The sequence below is a fragment of the Moorena sp. SIO3E8 genome, assembly GCF_010692445.1.
GTDB classification, from domain to species: Bacteria; Cyanobacteriota; Cyanobacteriia; order Cyanobacteriales; family Coleofasciculaceae; genus Moorena; species Moorena bouillonii.
In genome coordinates this window covers 1-2,201 of sequence record NZ_JAAHHM010000314.1, presented here as the reverse complement: position 1 = coordinate 2,201, position 2,201 = coordinate 1, and the positions used below count along the sequence as shown (strand labels likewise).

At 43.8% G+C, this 2,201-nt stretch carries 2 protein-coding genes; both read left to right on the top strand.

All coding sequences use genetic code 11. From position 1 onward, the window contains the following. Positions 1 to 99 precede the first annotated feature (99 nt). Complete coding sequence (locus F6K46_RS39390; RefSeq protein WP_293064719.1) at positions 100 to 615, top strand: hypothetical protein; 516 nt, start codon at positions 100 to 102, stop codon at positions 613 to 615. A gap of 18 nt (positions 616 to 633) precedes the next feature. Further along, positions 634 to 2,201: hormogonium polysaccharide biosynthesis protein HpsL (hpsL, locus tag F6K46_RS39385; protein WP_293118138.1), on the top strand; the 1,568-nt coding region annotated here is incomplete at its 3' end.

Below are 2,201 nucleotides of genomic sequence, written 5' to 3'. Positions count from 1 at the left end.
CAGAACTGATTGGGGCAGCAGTTCCAGAGCTTCAAAGCTATTTGGGATAGCTGGCGGTTTGATTTCCATGGTTCTACACTACTACTCATCCTTCCCTTTTTGTCAACCCCATCACCTGAATGCTTACTGACAGGATTAACCTATGCTCGTCGATTTGACCCAACTCATGCTATGAATGTCGATGCCGATGATTGTCTTAGCAAACAGTTAGCTGAATTTGTTAGGCACAATCTGAGGGGAAATGGCTGGTTTATTAATAGAGGTTATAAGTATCGAGATGGGGAAGATTGTTTATATTTAAAACGAAAACAATTCTATCGAATGTCTGGGACAGCGAACATTCTTAGATGGAATTTACTAGAGTTACCTGAAAAACCTGAATATAATCGGGGTTATGGCTACTACAAGTTCTATATTGATCATGAGCAAGTAAAAGGTATTCTTGCTAACAAGGGAACCCCTCTAGAACCATTACCCTTTTCCGGTAGTGTTTATATCCTTGGTACTGGTGAGAATATATCAGCAAATGAAGACAGATTATCCTTTAACATCTTCAATCGAAAGGCGTTGAGCAAATCAATTTGTGATGACTTTGGCTTATACAAGCTCCCTTGACCGTCGCGCAAACACCAATTGAAACTTGAACATGCCAAATTAGAAAATAATAACATCGATAGACAATGGGACGGTTCTGCCATGGTCAAAGGTCGGTCAAAATCTAAGGCATCAAAGAAAGGGAAAACGCCATCTGAGACCACAACCTTAAATCTGAAGCAACAGTTAGCTCAAAAACGGCGAGCGCAACGGGAGCGTAGAGAAGTCATCCAAATCATCACTATGACAGCAGCTTTTGGAGCGATTATCGGGGTGTTGCTGGCTCTGGTGGTTGATCCTAAAGCTGGTGCAGCTGCAGTAGCTGGTCTGCCTTGTCTGGTTCTGTCCTATAAATATCCTCGCAAAGCACTTTGGGCATTCCTGATCTATATGCCTTTTAGTGGCACAATCATTTACTCCATTGGCAATAGTCCACTGCTCCAGCTGGCTAAAGATGGTATCTATATCCCTGCTTTGATTGGTCTAATACAAGAGTGTAAGCAGCAAAGAAAACCAATCATAGTAGCCAAATCCCTAATGCTACCCTTAGGCATTTTGTGCGCATCAAGTTTGCTGACACTCTTGTTTGCTAATGGTGCCCAGCAACTACTTCCCCCCTGTTCAGATTTACCAGGGATGCGTAGAGGTGTAACCTGCGACGATGGACAGCCGATACTAATGGGAATTTTGGGTTTGAAAGTTTTTTTGGGATACATTCCCTTAATCTTTTGTGCCTACTACCTGATCCGTAGCAAGAAAGAATTACTCTTCCTCTCAAGGATGTTCACAGTTCTGGCTATTATCTGCTGTAGCCTTGCCTTTATTCAGTACATGATGCTGAAAACTGGTAGATGCGCTGGAACCCAATTCAGAGAGGGGGCTGCCTTATTCAAAGCTTCCCTAGATGCTAGATGTTTTGTGGGTGGGTCTTTACTGTATAGTCCTCAAGTGGGACAAATCCGCTTACCGGGAACCTTTGTTGCCCCTTGGCAGTGGGGCTGGTTCCTGATTTCTAATGCCTTTTTTACCTTTGCTACTGCTTTCAGCGACCCCTCAGCTCGTTGGCGAAGTGTTGGTTTAGGTGCCATGGCATCGGTTTTTGTTCTGGCAGTGGTCTCTGGCCAGCGGATTGCTCTGGCTTTGGTGCCAACCGTAACTGTAATCCTGCTTGTTTTAACAGGTCAAGTCACTAACCTTAAACGGTTTTTACCTATTCTGGGAGGATTAGGGCTTTTATTGGGAATTGCCGCAACTGCTTTTCCTGAAGTAGTTCAGGAACGGATAGATAGTTTTATCGGTCGTTGGCAAGCTGCACCAGCGGATGATTTTATCCTTCATCAATTTGCTTTTACCTGGCATAGACTCAGAGGCTCATTAATTGGTCTGGGATTAGGACGAGCGACCAACTCTGCTCGTGTTTTCGGTAAAACTAGTTTGGTAGAAACTTGGTTTCCCAAAGTGATGCATGAAGTTGGTCCGCTGGGGCTGCTGGCTTTTCTAATATTTGTAACTGGTATTACTGTACTTACCTTCAAGGCTTACCGCTCAGTGAAAAACAAGGATTTGCGGAGTATCGGTGCCAGCTATTGGGTACTTATTTTGTTTAT